The organism is Microbacterium terrae (assembly GCF_017831975.1).
GTDB classification, from domain to species: Bacteria; Actinomycetota; Actinomycetes; order Actinomycetales; family Microbacteriaceae; genus Microbacterium; species Microbacterium terrae.
In genome coordinates, this window is the sequence record NZ_JAFDSS010000001.1 from 1,502,799 (window position 1) to 1,521,961 (window position 19,163).

Below are 19,163 nucleotides of genomic sequence, written 5' to 3' on the forward strand. Positions count from 1 at the left end.
CCCATGGCCGGAACCAACCAGGGCATCATCGAGCCCCCCATCGACAGCCTGCTCGAGAAGGTCGACTCGAAGTACCAGCTCGTCATCTACGCATCCAAGCGCGCGCGTCAGATCAACGACTACTACTCCGACCTGCACGAGGGGAACCTCTTCGACAACGTCGGGCCGCTGGTCGACTCGACGGTCGAGGACAAGCCCCTCACCATCGCGATGCACGAGATCCACGAGGACAAGCTCCGCCTCCGTCGCGCCGAGTAACACAGCGTCCTCCTGATGTGCCCCCGGTCGGCGTTGTCCGCCACCGGGGGCATACTGGTGCCTGCCCGAACCCTGTCTGGAGCATGATGAGCGACCTCCGCCTGTTCACATCCGAGTCCGTCACCGAAGGACACCCCGACAAGATCTGCGACCAGATCTCGGACTCCATCCTGGACGCACTCCTGGCGGAGGACCCGGGCAGCCGTGTCGCCGTCGAGACGCTCGTGACCACGGGCCTCGTGCACGTCGCGGGCGAGGTGCGCACCGAAGGCTACGTCGACATCCCGGGCATCGTCCGCAGCGTCGTCAACCGCATCGGCTACACCTCGAGCGAGACGGGCTTCGACGGCGACTCGTGCGGCGTCACGGTGTCGATCGGCGAGCAGTCCGGCGACATCTCCGCCGGCGTCGAGACGGCGCTCGAGCATCGCGAGGGCGGGTCGGTGGACCCGACTGACGCGCTCGGCGCGGGCGATCAGGGCATCATGTTCGGCTACGCCACCAATGAGACGCCGCAGCTCATGCCGATGGCGATCTGGACGGCGCACCGCATCGCGGAGCGCCTGACCGATGCGCGTCGCAGCGGCGCGCTCCCGTTCCTGCGGCCCGACGGCAAGACGCAGGTCACCCTCGGCTACGAAGGCGCCGTGCCCCGCACGATCGAGACGGTCGTGCTCTCGACGCAGCACCAGCCCGACATCTCGCTCGCTGCGCTGCGTGCGGCCGTGCAGGCCGAGGTGATCGACCCGGTCATCTCGCAGACCGGACTCGACATCAGCGGCGTCGAGTACGTCATCAACCCCGCGGGCGCCTTCGTCATCGGCGGGCCGAAGGGCGACGCCGGCCTCACGGGCCGCAAGATCATCATCGACACCTACGGTGGCGCAGCCCGTCATGGCGGCGGCGCGTTCAGCGGCAAAGACCCGTCGAAGGTCGACCGGTCGGCCGCGTACGCGATGCGCTGGGTGGCGAAGAACGCGGTGGCCGCGGGGCTCGCCGACCGGCTCGAAGTGCAGGTCGCCTACGCGATCGGCCGCGCGGCGCCCGTCGGTCTGTACGTCGAGACGTTCGGCACCGGGCACGTCGCCGACGAGACGATCACCCACGCCATCCGCGAGGTCTTCGACCTGCGTCCGAAGGCCATCATCGACGACCTCGACCTGCTCCGCCCGATCTACGCGCAGACCGCCGCCTACGGGCACTTCGGCCGTGAGCTGCCGGAGTTCACCTGGGAGCGCACCGACCGCGTCGAGGCTCTGCGTACCGCTGCCGGCCTGTGATCGCGCGGTCCGCCCCGCCTCGGGGGATCCGCAGCGCATGAACGCCGGGGGTCGGCGATGACCGTGCAGCGTGTGGCACGCGTGCTGGTCGACTCGCCGCTGCCGCAGCTCGACCGACTGTTCGACTACGCGATCCCCGACGCCCTCGCCGGCGAGGTGGTCGCCGGCATCCGTGTGAAGGTGCCGCTGCGGTCGGCCGGACGCATGATCGAGGCGTACGTCGTCGAGGTCGGCGTGGCCGATGCGTCGGCGCGGCCGCTGTCGGAGCTCGACTCGGTGGTCTCACCGGTCCCCGTGCTCACACCGGCGCTGTGGACGCTCGCGCGACGCGCCGCGGACCGTGCGGCGGGGTCGGCGGGCGACATCCTGCGCCTCGCGATCCCGCGCCGCATGGTGCGCGCCGAGAAGGCCTGGCTCGCCGCGCCGCCGCCGGGCGCACCCGTCGTGGCCGACGAGCAGCACGCCTGGGCGCTCCGGGTGCTCGGCGCGTACCCCGGCCTCGCCGACGCGATCGCGGCCGCCGAGCGCCTCGCCGTCGACGCACCTCCGGCGGTGGCGCGCCTCGCCGACGGCACGCCGGTGGGCGAGTGGGCCGAACTCCTCGCCGCGGCGGCGGTCGACACCCTCGCGCGCGGGCGCAGCGCGGTGCTCGTCGTGCCCGATCACCGCGACCGTGCCCAGCTCGAAGGCGCTCTCGCGGCGCGGCTCCCGGCAGAGGCGCTCGTGCGCGACGACGCCAAGCAGCCGGCGCCTGCGCGCTACAGCGCCTACCTGCGCACCCTCGCCGACGTGCCCTGCGTCGTGCTCGGGAACCGCTCCGCGGTGTACGCGCCGGTGAATGCCCCCGGGCTCGTCGCGATCTGGGACGACGGCGATCCGCTCCTCTCCGAGCCGCTGAGCCCGGGGGTGCACGCCCGCGACGCCGCGCTCCTGCGGCAGGAGCTCGACGGAACCGCGCTCGTGTTCGCCGGGCACACGCGCACCGCCGACGTCGAGCGCCTCGTGCAGCTGGGGTGGGTGCGCGAGATCGCCGCGACCCGCAGGCGGAGTCCACGGGTGGTGCTCAGCGCGACGCGCGAGGGCGAGAACCGGGGTCAGCGGGTTCCGTCCGCAGCCTTCGCCGCCGCGCGGGAGGCCCTCGCCGACGGACCGGTGCTCGTGCAGGTCGCCCGCCCCGGATACGCCCCGGTGCTGGTGTGCGCGGAGTGCCGCGACCCGGCGCGCTGCGCGCACTGCGGCGGACCTCTGCACGCCGCACGTCAGGGCGCCGCACCCGCGTGCTCCTGGTGCGGACGCACCGCGCACGGTTGGTCCTGTCCCAACTGCACCTCGACCCGCGTGCGCATGGCGGCGTCCGGCAGCGAGCGCACCGCCGACGAGCTCGGTCGGGCGTTCCCCGGCGTACGGGTGATCGTGTCCGACGGCGATCATGCGGTGCTCACCGTCGACGAGAAGCCCGCGCTCGTCATCGCGACCCGCGGCGCCGAGCCTCTCGCGGCCGGCGGCTATCGTGCGGTGCTGCTGCTCGACGGCGATCGGATGCTCCTCGCAGAAGATCTGCGCATCGGCGAGTCCTGCCTGCGGTGGTGGTCCAACGCGGCAGCCCTCGCTGCCCCCGGCGCACCGGTGCACCTCGTGGGTGTCGCCGGTCCCGTCGCCCGCGCGCTGGCGACCTGGACGCAGCCCGCCTACGCCCGCTCCGAACTCGCCGACCGGGGGCCGCTGAAGATGCCGCCGACGGTGCGCGTCGCGTCGATCGAGGGGGAGCGGCCGCGCGTCGAGGCCGCCATCGCCACCGCTCGTGCCGCCGTCCCCGAGCTCGACTCCGACGCCGTCCTCGGGCCGCTCGCCCACGGTGAGGGCGTGCGCGCGCTCGTGCGGTTCGAGTACGCGCTCGGCACCCGCGTCACGGCGTCGCTGCGCGCCTCGGTCGTCGAGGCGGCGGTCAGCGGACGCCGCCCGCCCCGCGGGCGCGGCGGTGGCCCGCGCAATACACTCAGAGTCCGGGTCGACGTGCCCGATCTCGACCTGTGAGGAACTTCATGCGCCTGGTGTTCGCCGGTACGCCCGACCCTGCCGTGCCGTCGCTGCGACGCCTCGCGGCATCCGGTCACGAGATCGTCGCGGTGGTGACCCGCCGCGACGCGCCGCTCGGCCGCAAGCGCGTGATGACCCCGTCGCCGGTCGCGACCGCGGCCGGGGAGCTCGGGCTGCGGGTCATCCGCGCCGATCGGCTCGACGACGCCGTCACCGGCGAGATCGCCGCGCTCCAACCCGATCTGGGTGTGATCGTCGCGTATGGGGGGCTGGTGCGCGAGCCGCTGCTGACGACTCCCGCGCACGGCTGGATCAACCTCCACTTCTCGCTCCTGCCGCGCTGGCGCGGCGCCGCACCCGTGCAGCACGCGCTCATCGCCGGTGATGGCGAGACGGGGGCGAGCGTGTTCCAGCTCGTCGCGGGGCTCGACGCCGGCGACGTGTTCGCCGAGCGTGCGCACACCATTCCGGCGGATGCGACAGCCGGCGACCTCCTCGCGGCCCTCGCCGACGACGGCGCCGACCTCCTCGCCGACGTCGTCGATGCCATCGCGGCGGGCACCGCGACCGCCCGGCCGCAGGTCGGCGATTCCACGTACGCCGGCAAGCTGGGCGATGAGGACGGGCGCATCCGCTGGAACGAGCCGGCGTCCGCGGTGCTCGGACGCATCCGCGGGGTGACCCCCGAGCCCGGCGCGCACACGACGATCGACGGCGCCCGCCTGAAGGTGCACACCGTCGGCCGAGCCCCCGACGACGCTCCCGCTCTCGCGCCCGGAGCGCTGACGCTGCACGACAAGGCGGTCATCGTGGGCACGGCGACCGACCCGATCCGGCTCGACAGCGTGCAGCCCGCCGGCAAGGCGCCGATGCGCGCCGCCGACTGGGTGCGGGGTCTGCGCGCCGCCGAGCCCGTGCTGGGGGCATGATGCGCGTCGCCGCTTCACGTTCGGTCGCGTTCGACACGATCCGTGCCGTGCACGAGTCCGATGCCTACGCCAACCTCCTGCTGCCGACGTCGATCTCCCGCGCGGGGCTCGAGGGCCCCGACGCCGCGCTGGCCACCGAGCTGACGTACGGCACTCTGCGCCGCCAGGGAACGTACGACGCGGTCATCTCGCTCGCAGCGGAGCGCAGCGTGCAGGACATCGATCCCGGCGTGCTCGACGCACTGCGTCTCGGCGTCCACCAGCTGCTGTCGACCCGCGTCGCCTCGCACGCCGCGGTGAACGAGTCGGTCGAGCTCGCCCGAGCCGCCGCCGGTCGCGGCGCGTCGGGCTTCGCGAACGCCGTCCTCCGACGCGTGTCCCGCGACACGCCCGGCGACTGGATGACGCGCATCGCCGAGAGCGCGCGCTCCGACGACGAGCGCATCGGCCTGCTCACCTCGCACCCGGTGTGGGTCGTGCGGGCGATGCGCCGTGCCCTCGCCGCCGAGGGCCGGGCCGAGGAGCTCGAGGCCCTGCTGACGGCCGACAACGCCGCACCCCGCGTCACGATGGCCGCCCTGCCGGGACTCGCCGAGATCCCGGAGGATGCGCGTCAGACGCCGTTCTCGCCGCTCGGGTTCCGCCTCGGCGGCGGTGACCCCGAGTCGATGATCACCGGCTCGGGCGGCCGCATCCGCGTGCAGGACGAAGGGTCGCAGCTGGCCGCCCTCGCCCTGACCCGGGTGATGCCGATCGCGCCGGGGGAGCGGTGGCTGGATCTGTGCGCAGGCCCTGGCGGCAAGACGGCGGTGCTCGCAGCCGAGGCGCTCGCCTCGGGCGCCCTGCTGGAGGCGAACGAGATCTCGCCCGCGCGGGCGGGCCTCGTCCGCCGAGCGATCGCCGGCGTTCCGCTCGAGGTGACGGTGTCGGAGGAGGACGGGCGCGTCCGGGCGCAGGAAGCTCCCGAGACGTACGACCGCATCCTCGTCGACGCGCCGTGCACCGGACTCGGCGCCCTGCGCCGCCGGCCCGAGGCGCGCTGGCGCAAGTCCGCGTCCGACGTCCCCGCGCTCACGGCCCTGCAGCACGAGCTGCTCGACGCAGCGCTGGGCGCCCTCAAGCCCGGGGGAGTCGTGGCCTACGTGACGTGCTCGCCGCACCTCGCCGAGACGTCGGGCGTCGTCGCCGAGGTGCGCCGGGAGTGGGGTGCCGCGGTCGAGGAGGTGTCGGCGCGCGACGTGATCACCGCGCTCTCGACCGGCGACCCCGACCTCGCTCCGCAGGCCGACGGTTCGGGCCGCGCGCAGCTGTGGCCGCACCGGCACAACACCGACGCGATGTCGATCTCGCTGCTGCGCCGCGTCTGAGACCTCTCCAGCGGCCGAGGCCGCCGGCGGCCGAGGACGCACCTGTCGCGCCTGCACTCCCGAGGCGACTCACTCGCGCAGGATGAACCGTCCGGGCATCACGGCGAACTCGGCGCGCAGCGCGACCATCGCCTCGGGATGGGTGCGGGCCAGCTCCGCGGCATCGACGGTGACCGCAGCACCCTCCGGCACGACGGCGGCGATCTCGCGCAGAACCGCGACCACGCGCTCGATGCCGGCGAAGCCCAGCTCGCCGCTCAGACGCACGACGCGCCCGTCGGCATCCGACTGCACCCGGATCGACGGGACCGCCACGCTCTCGTGCGGCTCGAGCATGTGCATCCCGAAGCGCTCGGCGATCGCCTCGACGACGCTGCTCGCGCGCACGCTGTTGCCGTGCCCGTCGAGGTTGGGGCTGAACGCCCCGACGCCGAACTGCGACGGCGCGACCGCGACGAGGCCCCCGCTGACCCCGCTCTTCGCCGGCAGCCCCACCCGAAGCAGCCATTCGCCCGAGAAGTCGTACATGCCGCAGCTCGCCATGATCGACATCACGTCGCGCGCGACCTCCTCGCGCACGACCCGGTCGCCGGTCATCGGGTTCACGCCGCCGAAGGCCAGCGTCGCCGCCATCACGGCGAGGTCGCGCACCGTCACGAGCAGCGAGCACTGCCGGAAGTACGTCTCGACCGCGATGTCGACGGGTCCGTCGATCACGCCGTGCGAACGCAGCAGATGGGCGAGGGCCCGATTGCGGTCGCCGGTCGCGGACTCGGATGCGTACACGGCCTCGTCGACCCACAGCGAACGCCCGGCGAAAGCGGAGAGCGTGTCGACGATCCGCGTCATCCGGTCGTCGATCTCGTCGCCGACCACCAGGGCGGAGGTCGCGATCGCCCCGGCGTTCACCATCGGGTTCGCCGGTCGCCCGGTGCCGGCCTCGAGACTGATCGCGTTGAACGGCTCGCCGCTCGGCTCGACGCCGACCTTCGCGAGCACCGCTTCGCGGCCCCGCTCCTGGAGGGCGAGCGCGAGCACGAAGGGCTTCGAGATCGACTGGATGGTGAACTGCGCGTCGGCGTCGCCGACGGCACGCACCCGGCCGTGCGGTCCGACCACGGCCAGGGCGAGCTGGTCGGGGTCGGCGACCGCGAGCTCGGGGATGTAGTCGGCGGGAGCACCGTCGCGGAGCGCCCTGCTCTCCTCGAGGATCTCGTCCAGCAGCGCGGTGATCGGTTCCACGGCTCGACCATAATGGACGCGTGTCCCACGACGACCCGAACCGCCGCAACGGCACCGCCCGCATCAACCCGAGCATCCTCGCCGCCGACTTCGTGAACATGCAGGCCGAGCTCGCCCGCATCCACACCGCCGACTTCGTCCATGTCGACGTCATGGACAACCACTTCGTGCCGAACCTCACCTTCGGACCGCAGATGGTCGAGCGGATCCAGGCGACGAGCCCCGTCCCGCTCGACGTGCACCTGATGATCGCCGATCCCGACCGCTGGGCTCCCGGCTACGCCGAGCTCGGCGCTGCATCGGTGACGTTCCATCTCGAGGCGGCGACCGAGCCGGTCGCCCTCGCGCGGCGGCTGCGTGCGATCGGCGCACGGGCCGGGGTGGCCGTGAAGCCCGCGACGCCCGTCGACGGCCTGTTCGACCTGCTCGACGACTTCGACCAGATCCTGGTGATGACCGTCGAGCCGGGGTTCGGCGGCCAGTCCTTCATGCCCGAGACGATGCCCAAGCTCCGCCGTCTGGCGGACGAGGCGCGCCGCCGTGGATCCCAGATCTGGCTGCAGGTCGACGGCGGAATCGGGGAGTCCACGATCGCGCAGGCTGCCGAAGCGGGCGCGGACACGTTCGTCGCCGGCAGCGCGGTGTTCGCGGTGGGCGATCCGGATGCCGCGATCGCGGGTCTGCGGGCGGCCGCCGCCGCACACCGGCACTGACCGCAGCCGTCATGCGGCGCCGCGGCATCCTGCTCGCCCGGTAACCTGGCATGGTGAAGACGTTCGACTCTCTGTTCGCCGAGCTCTCCGTCAAGGCGCAGGAGCGCCCGGAGGGCTCGGGCACCGTCGCGGAGCTGGATGCGGGCGTCCACGCCATCGGCAAGAAGATCGTCGAAGAGGCCGCCGAAGTGTGGATGGCCGCGGAGTACGAATCGTCGGATGCCGCGGCCGAGGAGATCTCGCAGCTGCTGTACCACCTGCAGGTGCTCATGCTCGCCAAGGGTCTGTCGCTGGAGGACGTCTACCGACATCTCTGATCGGTACGAGACAGCCCACCCGCGACTCAAGGAAGCAGACACATGCTGCGCATCGCCGTGCCGAACAAGGGCTCGCTCGCCGAGACCGCCTCAGAGATGCTGAAGGAGGCGGGGTACAGCGGCAGGCGCGACCCCAAGGACCTCCACGTCGTCGATTCACTGAACGACGTCGAATTCTTCTACCTGCGCCCCAAGGACATCGCCACCTACGTCGGATCCGGAGCGCTCGACGTCGGGATCACCGGCCGCGATCTGCTCCGGGACGCCCGCATGCCCGGCGCACGCGAGATCGAGGCCCTCGGGTTCGGGCGCTCCACGTTCCGCTTCGCCGCACCTCCGGGCCGGTTCACCGAGCTCGCCGACCTCGAGGGCGTCCGCATCGCGACGTCGTACCCGGGGCTCGTCGACGGGTTCCTCGACACACACGGCGTGGCGGTCGACCTCGTGCCGCTCGACGGAGCCGTGGAATCGGCCGTGCGCCTCGGCGTCGCCGACGCGGTGGCCGACGTGGTCGAGACCGGCACGACGCTCCGCCAGGCCGGGCTCGAGGTGTTCGGGCCGCCGCTGCTCGAATCGGAGGCCGTGCTGGTTGCCGGCCCCGAGGATGCAGCCGGCACCGAGACGCTGCTGCGTCGCCTGCGCGGCGTCATGGTCGCGCGCCGCTACGTGATGGTCGACTACGACCTGCCCGCAGCGCTCGTCGACGACGCCGTCAAGATCGCGGGCGGCATCGAATCGCCGACGATCTCGCCGCTGCGCGATCCGGAGTGGGTGGCCGTGCGGGTGATGGTCGCACGCGCAGGCGTCAACCAGGTGATGGACGAGCTCTACGCCATCGGTGCGCGAGCGATCCTCGTCACCGCGATCCACAACGCGAGACTGTGATGGAAGGCGTCCGCCGATGAGCCTCGTGTGCCGCGTCATCCCCTGCCTCGACGTCGCCGCCGGGCGTGTGGTCAAGGGCGTGAACTTCCAGAACCTGCGCGACATGGGCGACCCCGTCGAACTCGCCCGCCTGTACTTCGAACAGGGCGCAGACGAGATCACCTTCCTCGACGTCACCGCCACCGTCGATGAGCGCTCCACCACCTACGACGTGGTGCGCCGCACCGCCGAAGAGGTCTTCATCCCGCTGACCGTCGGCGGGGGAGTGCGCTCCGCCGAAGACGTCGCGCGGCTGCTCGGCGTCGGCGCCGACAAGATCGGCGTGAACTCCGCAGCGATCGCACGCCCCGACCTGCTCGACGAGATCGCCGACCGCTTCGGAGCCCAGGTGCTCGTGCTGTCGCTCGATGTGAAGCGCGGCGGCGACACCGAGTCCGGCTTCGTGGTCACGACCCACGGCGGCCGCACCGAGACGACGCTCGACGCGCTCGAGTGGGCGCGCGAGGCGATCGAGCGCGGAGCCGGCGAACTCCTGGTCAACTCCATCGACGCCGACGGCACGAAGCAGGGCTTCGACCTCGAGCTCGTCAGCCTCATGCGCGAGATCTCGAGCGTCCCCGTCATCGCCTCGGGCGGCGCGGGCAAGGCATCGGACTTCGGGCCCGCGATCGCCGCGGGCGCTGACGCCGTGCTCGCGGCATCCGTCTTCCACTCCGGCCAGCTCACCATCGGCGACGTCAAGCGCGCCATGATCGACGACGGCATCGCCGTGCGCGAGACGGTCTCATGAGCGGCACGATCGACGAGCGCATCGCCCGCGTGACGTTCACGCCCGACGGCCTGGTGGCCGCGATCATCCAGCAGTGGGACACGCGCGAAGTGCTCATGCTCGGGTGGATGGATGCTGAGGCGCTGCGCCGCACGCTCACCGAGGGCCGCGTGACGTTCTGGTCGCGCTCGCGCCGGGAGTACTGGCGCAAGGGAGACACGTCGGGGCACATCCAGCTCGTGCGGGAAGCGCGACTGGACTGCGACGGCGACGCGATCCTCATCACGGTCGACCAGGTCGGCCCCGCGTGCCACACCGGCACGAGGACCTGCTTCGACGCCGACGACCTCGAAGCGGTCCGCGGGCCCGAGGTCACCGCGTGACGCGCCGCGCCAAGCTGCTGGCCGTCCTCGTCATCCTGGCGTGCGGCGCTCTGGGCGTCATCTCGTCGACGCAGACCTGGCTCGACGTGACGCTCGACGACGGCGCGGGGCACGTGCTCGCGGTTCCCGGGGCCTCTGCGGTCCCGGTGCTGGCACCACTCAGCCTCGCCGTGCTGGCCCTCGGCGGGGCTCTGACGATCGTCGGCCGGGTGCTGCGATACGTGTTCGGCGCGCTCACTGTCGCCATCGCGGGGATCCTCGGCTGGCTGTCGGCGTCGGTCGCGTTCTCGCACCCGACGTCGGCGATCACCGCGACCGTGACCGAGGCTACGGGCATCACCGGCGAGGAGTCGGTCGCCGCCCTCGTCGCACAGATCACCAGCACCGCATGGCCGGGGGTCACCCTCGCGAGCTCCCTCGTGCTGCTCGCCGCGGGCGTGCTCACCCTCGCCACCGCGCACCGGTGGCAGGGGAGCGACCGCCGGTACCGCACGGATGCCGACGCCACGGCGGGCGCGCACACCGGCGCCCGCCCGCACGACGCCGCCCAGACCGACGCGATCGAGTCGTGGGACGAGCTGTCGCGCGGCGAGGATCCGACCGTCTAGATCGCACTTGTCATTCGTTCGCATGGACCGATAGCTTGATCGCGGACGTCGCGATCGTGGCGTCCATCGGTTCGGGAGCGTGTGAAGCACGGCGCCGCCCGCGCAATGCGATCTGGGGAGACGCGTTGATCGAACAGTTCGGGGACTCTACTCGTCGCGCGCGCATGCAGTGGCAAGTCGGTCGGAGAACACGTCAGGGCATTCTCGTCGTCATGACGACAGCTGCGCTCGTGCTGGGCATGGGCGTCGGGACGGCCACAGCGGCCACCGCGTTCACGAAAGCACCCGTGCCGACGATCAGCGGCACCGTCAAAGTGGGGTCGACGCTCACCGCTGCAGCAGGCACGTGGTCGCCGTCTGCGACGCTGAGCTATCAGTGGAAGCGGAACGGCACGTCGATCTCGGGGGCGACCGCGAAGACGTACAAGCTCACGACGTCGGATGCCGGTCGCACGGTCGCCGTCACGACGACAGGCAAGCGCTCGGGGTACACGACGACGAGCAAGACGAGCGCCGGCACGGCGGTCCCGACGGTCGCGTTCACCACCGCGCCCACCCCGACGATCAGCGGCACGTCGTCTGTCGGGTCGACGCTGACCGCGACCGCCGGCACATGGTCGCCCACCGCGACCGTGTCGTATCAGTGGAGGCGGAACGGGACTGCGATCGCCAGCGCGACGGCGAAGACTTACAAGCTCGCCACAGCGGATGCCGGACAGAAGCTCACCGTCACGGTGACCGGCAAACGCACCGGGTACACGACCACCGCGAAGACCTCCGCAGCGAAGACCATCGCGACGCTGACATTCGGCACGGCGCCGACTCCGACCATCAGCGGTACTGCGTCGGTCGGATCGACGCTCACCGCGAACCCCGGCACATGGTCGCCCACTGCCACACTCAGCTTCCAGTGGAAGCGCAGCGGAGCAGCGATCAGCGGCGCCACCGCGAAGACCTACAAGCTGGTCGCGGCCGACGCCGGCGCATCGATCACAGTCACGGTGACGGGAAAGAAGACCGGCTACACCACGGCAGCGAAGACCTCCGCCGCCAAGACCATCGCTGCGACCGCGTTCACCACCGCGCCGACCCCGACGATCAGCGGCACCGCGACCGTCGGCTCGACGCTCACAGCGAACCCCGGCACCTGGTCGCCCGCCGCAACCCTCACCTACCAGTGGAAGCGCAACGGGAGCTCGATCAGCGGCGCTGCAGCGGCGACGTACAAGCTCGCCGACGCTGACGCGGGGCAGAGCCTCACCGTCACGGTGACCGGTGCGCGGGCCGGCTACGCGACGACAGCGAGGACGTCGGCTGCGAAGGCGATTCCCGCGCTCGCATTCACCGCGGCGCCCACGCCGACCATCACCGGCACAGCCGCAGTCGGATCAATCCTCACCGCAAATGCCGGCACCTGGTCGCCCACACCCACGCTCGCCTACCAGTGGAATCGCAATGGAATCGCGATCAGCGGCGCCACGAAGACGACATACGCGCTCGTCTCCGCCGATCAGGGCGCCATGATCACCGTCACCGTCACGGCGTCGAGGTCGGGCTATGCGTCGACCACACGAACAAGCGCTGTCGTCACCGTGCCGACAGGGCCTGGCGCAGCGGTTGTACAGATCTCGGCTGACATCACGGCTGACACCACGTGGGCACCTGCCAGTTCGACCGTGTATCTCCTCACGACTCAGGTAGATGTGCGGTCGGGTGTGACGTTGACCATCGGCGCCAACGCGATCGTCAAGGCGCGTACCAACGCGGGTCTGGCAGTGGAGGGGGCGTTGGTGGTGAACGGGACCGCGGGCAACCCGGTCACCTTCACCTCGCTGCGCGATGACACCATCGGCGGAGACAGCAACAGCGACGGCGACGTCACCACCCCGCAACCCGGCGACTGGTACGGCATCACCATCAGCTCGAAAGCGTCGATGACCGCCACGTATGCGACGGTCAAATACGCAAGTTCGGGCTGGCAATCCTCTGGCGCGGATGTTTTCCGGCTCTCGCACGGCGCCGTCTCCGACACCCAGTACGACGGCATCCGGGTCGCAGCCGACCGATCCGGTGCGAACGCGGGCAACGCGATCATCTCGATCACCGACACGACAGTGCGCCGGGCAGGCCGGAACGGAATCACCGTGTCCGCGACGGGGCAACCCGCAGGTTCCGGAACACAGATACCCGTCCCCGTCGTCACCGACAACACCGTCACCGACTCCGGAAAGGGTTACAACAACTCATCAGTGCCCAACCAAGTCGCGATCCGGGTTCACGGGTATGCGCTCGACGGCTCCAAACTGACCGGCAACGACGGCAACGGGAACAAGATCTCCGCGATCGCACTCTCGGGAACCCTCAAGACGAACCTCAGCCTCCCTCAGGGCGACCTCCCACTCGCCCTTCTGGACTCCGACTACCTGACGGTCGCCGCCGGCGCGACCCTCACCATCGCCGCCGGACAGACCGTGAAGGCATACCAAGCCGGTCTGGCAGTGGAGGGGTCGTTGGTGGTGAACGGGACCGCGGGCAACCCGGTCACCTTCACCTCGCTGCGCGATGACACCATCGGCGGAGACAGCAACAGCGACGGCGACGTCACCACCCCGCAACCCGGCGACTGGTACGGCATCACCATCAGCTCGAAAGCGTCGATGACCGCCACGTATGCGACGGTCAAATACGCAAGTTCGGGCTGGCAATCCTCTGGCGCGGATGTTTTCCGGCTCTCGCACGGCGCCGTCTCCGACACCCAGTACGACGGCATCCGGGTCGCAGCCGACCGATCCGGTGCGAACGCGGGCAACGCGATCATCTCGATCACCGACACGACAGTGCGCCGGGCAGGCCGGAACGGAATCACCGTGTCCGCGACGGGGCAACCCGCAGGTTCCGGAACACAGATACCCGTCCCCGTCGTCACCGACAACACCGTCACCGACTCCGGAAAGGGTTACAACAACTCATCAGTGCCCAACCAAGTCGCGATCCGGGTTCACGGGTATGCGCTCGACGGCTCCAAACTGACCGGCAACGACGGCAACGGGAACAAGATCTCCGCGATCGCACTCTCGGGAACCCTCAAGACGAACCTCAGCCTCCCTCAGGGCGACCTCCCACTCGCCCTTCTGGACTCCGACTACCTGACGGTCGCCGCCGGCGCGACCCTCACCATCGCCGCCGGACAGACCGTGAAGGCATACCAAGCCGGTCTGGCAGTGGAGGGGTCGTTGGTGGTGAACGGGACCGCGGGCAACCCGGTCACCTTCACCTCGCTGCGCGATGACACCATCGGCGGAGACAGCAACAGCGACGGCGACGTCACCACCCCGCAACCCGGCGACTGGTACGGCATCACCATCAGCTCGAAAGCGTCGATGACCGCCACGTATGCGACGGTCAAATACGCAAGTTCGGGCTGGCAATCCTCTGGCGCGGATGTTTTCCGGCTCTCGCACGGCGCCGTCTCCGACACCCAGTACGACGGCATCCGGGTCGCAGCCGACCGATCCGGTGCGAACGCGGGCAACGCGATCATCTCGATCACCGACACGACAGTGCGCCGGGCAGGCCGGAACGGAATCACCGTGTCCGCGACGGGGCAACCCGCAGGTTCCGGAACACAGATACCCGTCCCCGTCGTCACCGACAACACCGTCACCGACTCCGGAAAGGGTTACAACAACTCATCAGTGCCCAACCAAGTCGCGATCCGGGTTCACGGGTATGCGCTCGACGGCTCCAAACTGACCGGCAACGACGGCAACGGGAACAAGATCTCCGCGATCGCACTCTCGGGAACCCTCAAGACGAACCTCAGCCTCCCTCAGGGCGACCTCCCACTCGCCCTTCTGGACTCCGACTACCTGACGGTCGCCGCCGGCGCGACCCTCACCATCGCCGCCGGACAGACCGTGAAGGCATACCAAGCCGGTCTGGCAGTGGAGGGGTCGTTGGTGGTGAACGGGACCGCGGGCAACCCGGTCACCTTCACCTCGCTGCGCGATGACACCATCGGCGGAGACAGCAACAGCGACGGCGACGTCACCACCCCGCAACCCGGCGACTGGTACGGCATCACCATCAGCAATGGCGGCAGTGTGCACGGCTCCGGTCTGTCGGTGCGGTACGCATCGTACGGAATCACCGCAGGCCAGACATCCTCGCTTCAGCTCTCTGATTCGGGGGTCTCGTCCACGACCTCGCGGTGTCTCGATGTCACAGGGGCGGACTCCGCGAGCTACTTCCACGGCACCGTTCGCGACTGCGAGTTCGGGGTCTTTTCCTCCGGGCTTACGTACTTCGACGCTTCCGCTGTCGATTGGGGCGGCGACGAACCCCCGGGGAACGGCGCGGACGAGAGGCCGCGCGCATCAGGACCAGGGGTCGATGTCTTCCCCTGGGTTGGCTGGGTCGATCCACCCCCAGCGTCCAAGCCCAAGGTGTATGCCGCGTCGCCCTGCAAGGATCTTCTCGTCATCGGTGTCCGTGGCTCCGGTGAGGAGGCAACCTCGGCCAATCGCGACATGGGCAACATGGTCAAGACCTTCCACGACGCGTTCGTCGAGGAACTCGCCGAACAGTCGGCCTCACCGATCTCCACGCGAACCATCGGCCTGGAGTACCCGGCGTACGCCGTACCGCTGTCATCCCCAGATGCGCCAGGTCTGCTCACTTACACGAGCGGAGCCTGGAGCGGCGCCGTCGAACTGATGTCCACACTCGAGAACGAGATCGAGCGATGCGGCTCGTCAGGGGAGAAGATTGTCCTCAACGGCTACTCCCAAGGCGCTTGGGTGATTCACTCAACCCTGGCTTACATGGAGAAGTCGAAGCGGCTACCTGTCTCGAATCTTGCTGCAGTGAATCTCATCGCGGATCCGCAGCGCGCTCAGCTCGGGGCTGAATACAATGCGGGCAGCGCCACAGGTGACACATGGGGCGTAGCCAACGCTCAGGTCGTCGGCGTCCCAGCCGTCAGGTTCAGCAACTGGCTGGCAGGCTCGATCTACCCTGAAGTTCGACAGTTCCAAGCGAGCAACGTGAGCAGCGAGGACATGATCACGCCGGTCGACATTCCCACCAGCTTGTTGTCACGCGTCGTGACGATCTGCAACTTCACCGATCCTGTATGCGCGATCGGCGGACGGGGCTTCCCCGACGCCGACGTTCACGGCGAATACCCGACGTCGAGCGGCTGGGCGAGATTCGTGGAGGAGTCGGCCAGCACCGCCCGAATCTACGCCGACTGATCATCGACCCAGACCTGCGTCCGTCCTGAGTGTGTGGCAGGTGACCGCTAGACTGACCACGGAATCCCGCGCCCCATCCAGGAGGAACAACCATGAGCAACCCCATCGGCGACCCCGGCCACGGACACTCGCCCGCCGCCTGGACTGCCGTCGTGATCATGCTCGTGGCGGTCGCGTTCGGCACCCTGTTCTTCTACCTCGACATGCCGGTGCTCGTGTGGATCTCGGCGGGCCTGCTCGTCGTCGGCGCACTCGTCGGCTGGGGCATGACGAAGGCCGGCTACGGCGTTGGTGGATCCAAGTACGTCGCGAAAGAGCACTGAGCGTGCTCGCCGACCTCACGGCCGGCGCGGTTGCGGATGCCGAGGCCCGCGCCTCGGAGCGGCCTCTGGCCGCAGTCGAGAAGGCGGCCCTCGCGCAGGCGCCCGCAATCGACGCCCTCGCCGCTCTGGCTCCGGCCGACCGCGTGAAGATCATCGCCGAGGTCAAGCGCGCGAGCCCGTCGCGCGGTGACCTGGCCGACATCCCCGACCCGGCGCTCCAGGCGCAGCGCTACGAAGACGGCGGTGCGTCGGCGATCTCGGTGCTCACCGAGGGCCGTCGCTTCAAGGGCAGCCTCGCCGATCTCGAAGCCGTGAAGTCCGCGGTGCGGCTCCCCGTGCTCCGCAAGGACTTCATCGCGAACGAGTACCAGGTGCTCGAGGCGCGTGCCTCGGGCGCAGACCTCGTGCTGCTGATCGTCGCCGCGCTCGAGCAGGACGTGCTCGAGCGCCTCCACGGCATGGTCCGCGAGCTCGGCATGACGCCGCTCGTCGAGACCCACTCGGCCGACGAGGTGGCTCGGGCCGCCGACATCGGCGCGAAGCTCGTGGGCGTCAACGCCCGCAACCTCTCGACGTTCGAACTCGACCGCGACCTGTTCGGCTCCCTCGCGAGCCACATCCCGGCCGACGCCGTCAAGATCGCCGAGTCCGCGGTGCTGGCTCCCGCCGACGTCGCGCACTATCGCGCCGCGGGCGCCGACGTCGTGCTGGTGGGCGAGGCGCTCGTCACCAACGACCCGGTATCGACCCTTCACGCATTCCTGGAGGCAGGATCATGAGTCTGCGCGAGGCCGCGGGGCCGTTCTTCGGCGAGTTCGGCGGGCGCTACATGCCTGAGTCGCTCATCGCCGCCATCGACGAGCTCACGGCGGAATACGAAGCGGCGAAGGCCGACCCCGCCTTCCAGGACGAGTTCGTTCGCCTGCTGCTGTCGTACGCGGGTCGCCCATCGCCGATCACAGAGGTGCCCCGCTTCGCGGAGCACGCCGGCGGCGCGCGCATCTTCCTCAAGCGCGAGGACCTCAACCACACCGGCTCGCACAAGATCAACAACGTGCTCGGCCAGGCGCTGCTCACCAAGCGGCTCGGCAAGACGCGCGTGATCGCCGAGACGGGCGCGGGCCAGCACGGTGTCGCCACGGCGACTGCGGCCGCACTGTTCGGCTTCGAGTGCACCATCTACATGGGCGAGGTCGACACCGAGCGTCAGGCGCTCAACGTCGCTCGCATGCGCCTCCTCGGCGCCGAGGTGGTGCCGGTGAAGACCGGGTCGCGCACCCTGAAGGACGCCATCAACGACGCGTACCGCGACTGGGTGGCGAGCGTCGAGAACACCAACTACATCTTCGGCACAGCCGCGGGACCACACCCGTTCCCCGCGATGGTCCGCGACTTCCAGAAGGTCATCTCGGAAGAGGCGCGCGAGCAGCTCCTGAAGGTGGCGGGGCGACTGCCCGACGCGGTCCTGGCCTGCGTGGGCGGCGGCTCGAACGCGATCGGCATGTTCGACGCGTTCCTCGACGACGCCGAGGTGAAGCTCTACGGCGTCGAGGCTGCCGGCGACGGCGTCGACACGCCCCGGCACGCGGCGTCCATCGAACGCGGTCGCCCCGGCGTGCTCCACGGCGCGAAGACCTTCGTCCTCCAGGACGAGGACGGCCAGACGATCGAGTCGCACTCGATCTCCGCGGGTCTGGACTACCCGGGCGTCGGCCCCGAGCACTCGTGGCTCGCGGCGATCGGCCGCGCGGAGTACATCCCCGCCACCGACGACGAGGCGATGCAGGCGCTGCGCCTCCTCAGCCGCACCGAGGGCATCATCCCGGCCATCGAGTCGGCGCACGCCCTCGCCGGCGCGCTGCGCATCGGCCGCGAGCTCGGCCCCGACGCGATTCTCGCCGTCTGCCTGTCGGGCCGTGGCGACAAGGACATGGACACCGCCGCCCGCTACTTCGGGCTCTACGACGAAGGAGCCACCCCGTGACCTCGCGCGTCGCCGCGGCAATCGACGCCGCCCGTGCGGAGGGGCGCGGCGCGTTCGTCGGCTATCTGCCGCTCGGCTACCCCGATCTCGAGGCGAGTATCGAGGCCGCCGTGACCCTCGCCGAGAACGGCGCGGACGTGCTCGAGCTCGGCCCGCCGTACTCCGACCCCGTGATGGACGGCACGATCATCCAGGAGGCGACGCAGGCGGCACTGGCCGGCGGCTTCCGCCTGCGCGACACGTTCACCGCCGTGCGGGAGATCACCCGCCGCGTCGACGTGCCTGTGCTCGTGATGACGTACTGGAACCCCGTGCTGCAGTACGGCATCGACCGGTACGCCGACGACCTGCTCGCCGCCGGGGGAGCGGGCCTGATCACGCCTGACATCACGCCCGACGCCGCAGCCGAGTGGATCGCCGCGAGCCGGCGCACGGGTCTCGACCGCGTGTTCCTCGCCGCCCCGACGTCGACTGACGAGCGTCTCGACCTCATCATCGAGAACTCCACCGGGTTCGTGTACACCGTCTCGACGATGGGGATCACCGGCGAGCGGGCGCAGCTCGACGCCGCCGCGCGCACGCTGACGGCACGGCTGCGCGATCGAGGCGCGACCCACGCGTGCGTCGGCATCGGCATCTCGAACGCCGAGCAGGTGGCCGGGGTGCTCGAATACGCCGACGGCGCCATCGTCGGCACGGCGCTCGTGCGGGCCCTGCGCGACGGCGGTCAGGACGGCCTCGCCGACACCGCACGCGCCCTCGCCGCGGGCACCGTTCGGGCCGCGAACTAGACTTCTCACGTCGGCCACCCGC

19 protein-coding genes are annotated in these 19,163 nt (G+C 70.3%); 16 read left to right on the top strand and 3 right to left on the bottom strand.

The window, feature by feature from the left end:
* Nucleotides 1-3 precede the first annotated feature (3 nt).
* From rpoZ to JOD63_RS06975, 5 genes are all read left to right on the top strand, one after another.
* Complete coding sequence (gene rpoZ, locus JOD63_RS06955) at nt 4-258, top strand: DNA-directed RNA polymerase subunit omega (RefSeq protein ID WP_045276888.1); 255 nt, start codon at nt 4-6, stop codon at nt 256-258.
* Between the two features lie 86 nt (nt 259-344).
* Nucleotides 345-1,538: a methionine adenosyltransferase gene (metK, locus tag JOD63_RS06960; RefSeq protein WP_045277051.1), complete on the top strand. Its 1,194-nt coding sequence runs from the start codon at nt 345-347 to the stop codon at nt 1,536-1,538.
* A gap of 57 nt (nt 1,539-1,595) precedes the next feature.
* Nucleotides 1,596-3,572, top strand: coding sequence for a primosomal protein N' family DNA-binding protein (locus JOD63_RS06965; RefSeq protein ID WP_045276889.1), 1,977 nt, complete (start codon nt 1,596-1,598; stop codon nt 3,570-3,572).
* A gap of 8 nt (nt 3,573-3,580) precedes the next feature.
* A complete protein-coding gene (gene fmt / locus JOD63_RS06970) occupies nt 3,581-4,504 on the top strand; it encodes a methionyl-tRNA formyltransferase (RefSeq protein ID WP_045276890.1) in 924 nt (307 codons plus the stop codon).
* On the top strand, nt 4,504-5,871 hold the full coding sequence (locus JOD63_RS06975) for an RsmB/NOP family class I SAM-dependent RNA methyltransferase (RefSeq protein WP_157004057.1): 1,368 nt from the start codon (nt 4,504-4,506) through the stop codon (nt 5,869-5,871). The genes fmt and JOD63_RS06975 overlap by 1 nt, the downstream gene beginning before the upstream one ends.
* A 69-nt stretch (nt 5,872-5,940) precedes the next feature.
* Here JOD63_RS06975 and glsA read toward each other — a convergent pair whose 3' ends face one another.
* Nucleotides 5,941-7,113, bottom strand: a complete 1,173-nt coding sequence (gene glsA / locus JOD63_RS06980; RefSeq protein WP_045276892.1) for a glutaminase A — start codon at nt 7,111-7,113, stop codon at nt 5,941-5,943.
* A gap of 20 nt (nt 7,114-7,133) precedes the next feature.
* Here glsA and rpe point away from each other — a divergent pair, with 20 nt between their 5' ends.
* The 6 genes from rpe to JOD63_RS07010 are packed head-to-tail and all read left to right on the top strand — an operon-like array spanning nt 7,134 to nt 10,788.
* Nucleotides 7,134-7,826 carry a ribulose-phosphate 3-epimerase gene (rpe, locus tag JOD63_RS06985; protein WP_045276893.1) on the top strand — a complete coding sequence of 231 codons (693 nt, stop codon included), beginning with the start codon at nt 7,134-7,136 and terminating at the stop codon, nt 7,824-7,826.
* Nucleotides 7,827-7,879: 53 nt separating this feature from the next.
* The gene (locus JOD63_RS06990) at nt 7,880-8,143 is read left to right on the top strand and encodes a phosphoribosyl-ATP diphosphatase (RefSeq protein WP_045277052.1); all 264 of its coding nucleotides are present in this window, start codon (nt 7,880-7,882) and stop codon (nt 8,141-8,143) included.
* A 42-nt stretch (nt 8,144-8,185) separates the two neighbouring features.
* Nucleotides 8,186-9,028, top strand: a complete 843-nt coding sequence (hisG, locus tag JOD63_RS06995; RefSeq protein ID WP_045276894.1) for an ATP phosphoribosyltransferase — start codon at nt 8,186-8,188, stop codon at nt 9,026-9,028.
* 16 nt (nt 9,029-9,044) lie between these two features.
* Complete coding sequence (gene hisF, locus JOD63_RS07000; protein WP_045276895.1) at nt 9,045-9,818, top strand: imidazole glycerol phosphate synthase subunit HisF; 774 nt, start codon at nt 9,045-9,047, stop codon at nt 9,816-9,818.
* Complete coding sequence (hisI, locus tag JOD63_RS07005) at nt 9,815-10,180, top strand: phosphoribosyl-AMP cyclohydrolase (RefSeq protein ID WP_045276896.1); 366 nt, start codon at nt 9,815-9,817, stop codon at nt 10,178-10,180. Before hisF ends, hisI begins: the two co-directional genes overlap by 4 nt.
* The gene (locus tag JOD63_RS07010; protein WP_045276897.1) at nt 10,177-10,788 is read left to right on the top strand and encodes a Trp biosynthesis-associated membrane protein; all 612 of its coding nucleotides are present in this window, start codon (nt 10,177-10,179) and stop codon (nt 10,786-10,788) included. Before hisI ends, JOD63_RS07010 begins: the two co-directional genes overlap by 4 nt.
* Before the next feature lie 373 nt (nt 10,789-11,161).
* Here JOD63_RS07010 and JOD63_RS07015 read toward each other — a convergent pair whose 3' ends face one another.
* The gene (locus tag JOD63_RS07015) at nt 11,162-11,413 is read right to left on the bottom strand and encodes a hypothetical protein (protein WP_211088067.1); all 252 of its coding nucleotides are present in this window, start codon (nt 11,411-11,413) and stop codon (nt 11,162-11,164) included.
* A 63-nt stretch (nt 11,414-11,476) separates the two neighbouring features.
* Nucleotides 11,477-11,734, bottom strand: coding sequence for a hypothetical protein (locus JOD63_RS07020; RefSeq protein ID WP_211088068.1), 258 nt, complete (start codon nt 11,732-11,734; stop codon nt 11,477-11,479).
* A 55-nt stretch (nt 11,735-11,789) separates the two neighbouring features.
* Between JOD63_RS07020 and JOD63_RS18200 the strand changes: the two genes are divergently transcribed.
* The 5 genes from JOD63_RS18200 (at nt 11,790) to trpA (ending at nt 19,141) form a co-directional block, all read left to right on the top strand.
* Nucleotides 11,790-16,043, top strand: coding sequence for a cutinase family protein (locus tag JOD63_RS18200; RefSeq protein WP_211088069.1), 4,254 nt, complete (start codon nt 11,790-11,792; stop codon nt 16,041-16,043).
* A gap of 92 nt (nt 16,044-16,135) precedes the next feature.
* Nucleotides 16,136-16,366: a DUF6704 family protein gene (locus tag JOD63_RS07030; RefSeq protein WP_045276898.1), complete on the top strand. Its 231-nt coding sequence runs from the start codon at nt 16,136-16,138 to the stop codon at nt 16,364-16,366.
* A gap of 2 nt (nt 16,367-16,368) precedes the next feature.
* Complete coding sequence (trpC, locus tag JOD63_RS07035) at nt 16,369-17,145, top strand: indole-3-glycerol phosphate synthase TrpC (protein ID WP_045276899.1); 777 nt, start codon at nt 16,369-16,371, stop codon at nt 17,143-17,145.
* Nucleotides 17,142-18,350 (top strand): tryptophan synthase subunit beta, encoded by a 1,209-nt coding sequence (trpB, locus tag JOD63_RS07040; protein ID WP_045276900.1) that lies wholly within the window; start codon nt 17,142-17,144, stop codon nt 18,348-18,350. Before trpC ends, trpB begins: the two co-directional genes overlap by 4 nt.
* The gene (gene trpA / locus JOD63_RS07045; protein WP_045276901.1) at nt 18,347-19,141 is read left to right on the top strand and encodes a tryptophan synthase subunit alpha; all 795 of its coding nucleotides are present in this window, start codon (nt 18,347-18,349) and stop codon (nt 19,139-19,141) included. Before trpB ends, trpA begins: the two co-directional genes overlap by 4 nt.
* Nucleotides 19,142-19,163: the final 22 nt, after the last annotated feature.

Bases quoted from the DNA above. Each gene is read 5' to 3' on its own strand.
- rpoZ (WP_045276888.1), top strand. From the start codon at position 4: ATGGCCGGAACCAACCAGGGCATCATCGAGCCCCCCATCGACAGCCTG.
- metK (WP_045277051.1), top strand. From the start codon at position 345: ATGAGCGACCTCCGCCTGTTCACATCCGAGTCCGTCACCGAAGGACAC.
- JOD63_RS06965 (WP_045276889.1), top strand. From the start codon at position 1,596: ATGACCGTGCAGCGTGTGGCACGCGTGCTGGTCGACTCGCCGCTGCCG.
- JOD63_RS07030 (WP_045276898.1), top strand. From the start codon at position 16,136: ATGAGCAACCCCATCGGCGACCCCGGCCACGGACACTCGCCCGCCGCC.
- fmt (WP_045276890.1), top strand. From the start codon at position 3,581: ATGCGCCTGGTGTTCGCCGGTACGCCCGACCCTGCCGTGCCGTCGCTG.
- trpB (WP_045276900.1), top strand. From the start codon at position 17,142: ATGAGTCTGCGCGAGGCCGCGGGGCCGTTCTTCGGCGAGTTCGGCGGG.
- hisI (WP_045276896.1), top strand. From the start codon at position 9,815: ATGAGCGGCACGATCGACGAGCGCATCGCCCGCGTGACGTTCACGCCC.
- hisG (WP_045276894.1), top strand. From the start codon at position 8,186: ATGCTGCGCATCGCCGTGCCGAACAAGGGCTCGCTCGCCGAGACCGCC.
- JOD63_RS06975 (WP_157004057.1), top strand. From the start codon at position 4,504: ATGCGCGTCGCCGCTTCACGTTCGGTCGCGTTCGACACGATCCGTGCC.
- hisF (WP_045276895.1), top strand. From the start codon at position 9,045: ATGAGCCTCGTGTGCCGCGTCATCCCCTGCCTCGACGTCGCCGCCGGG.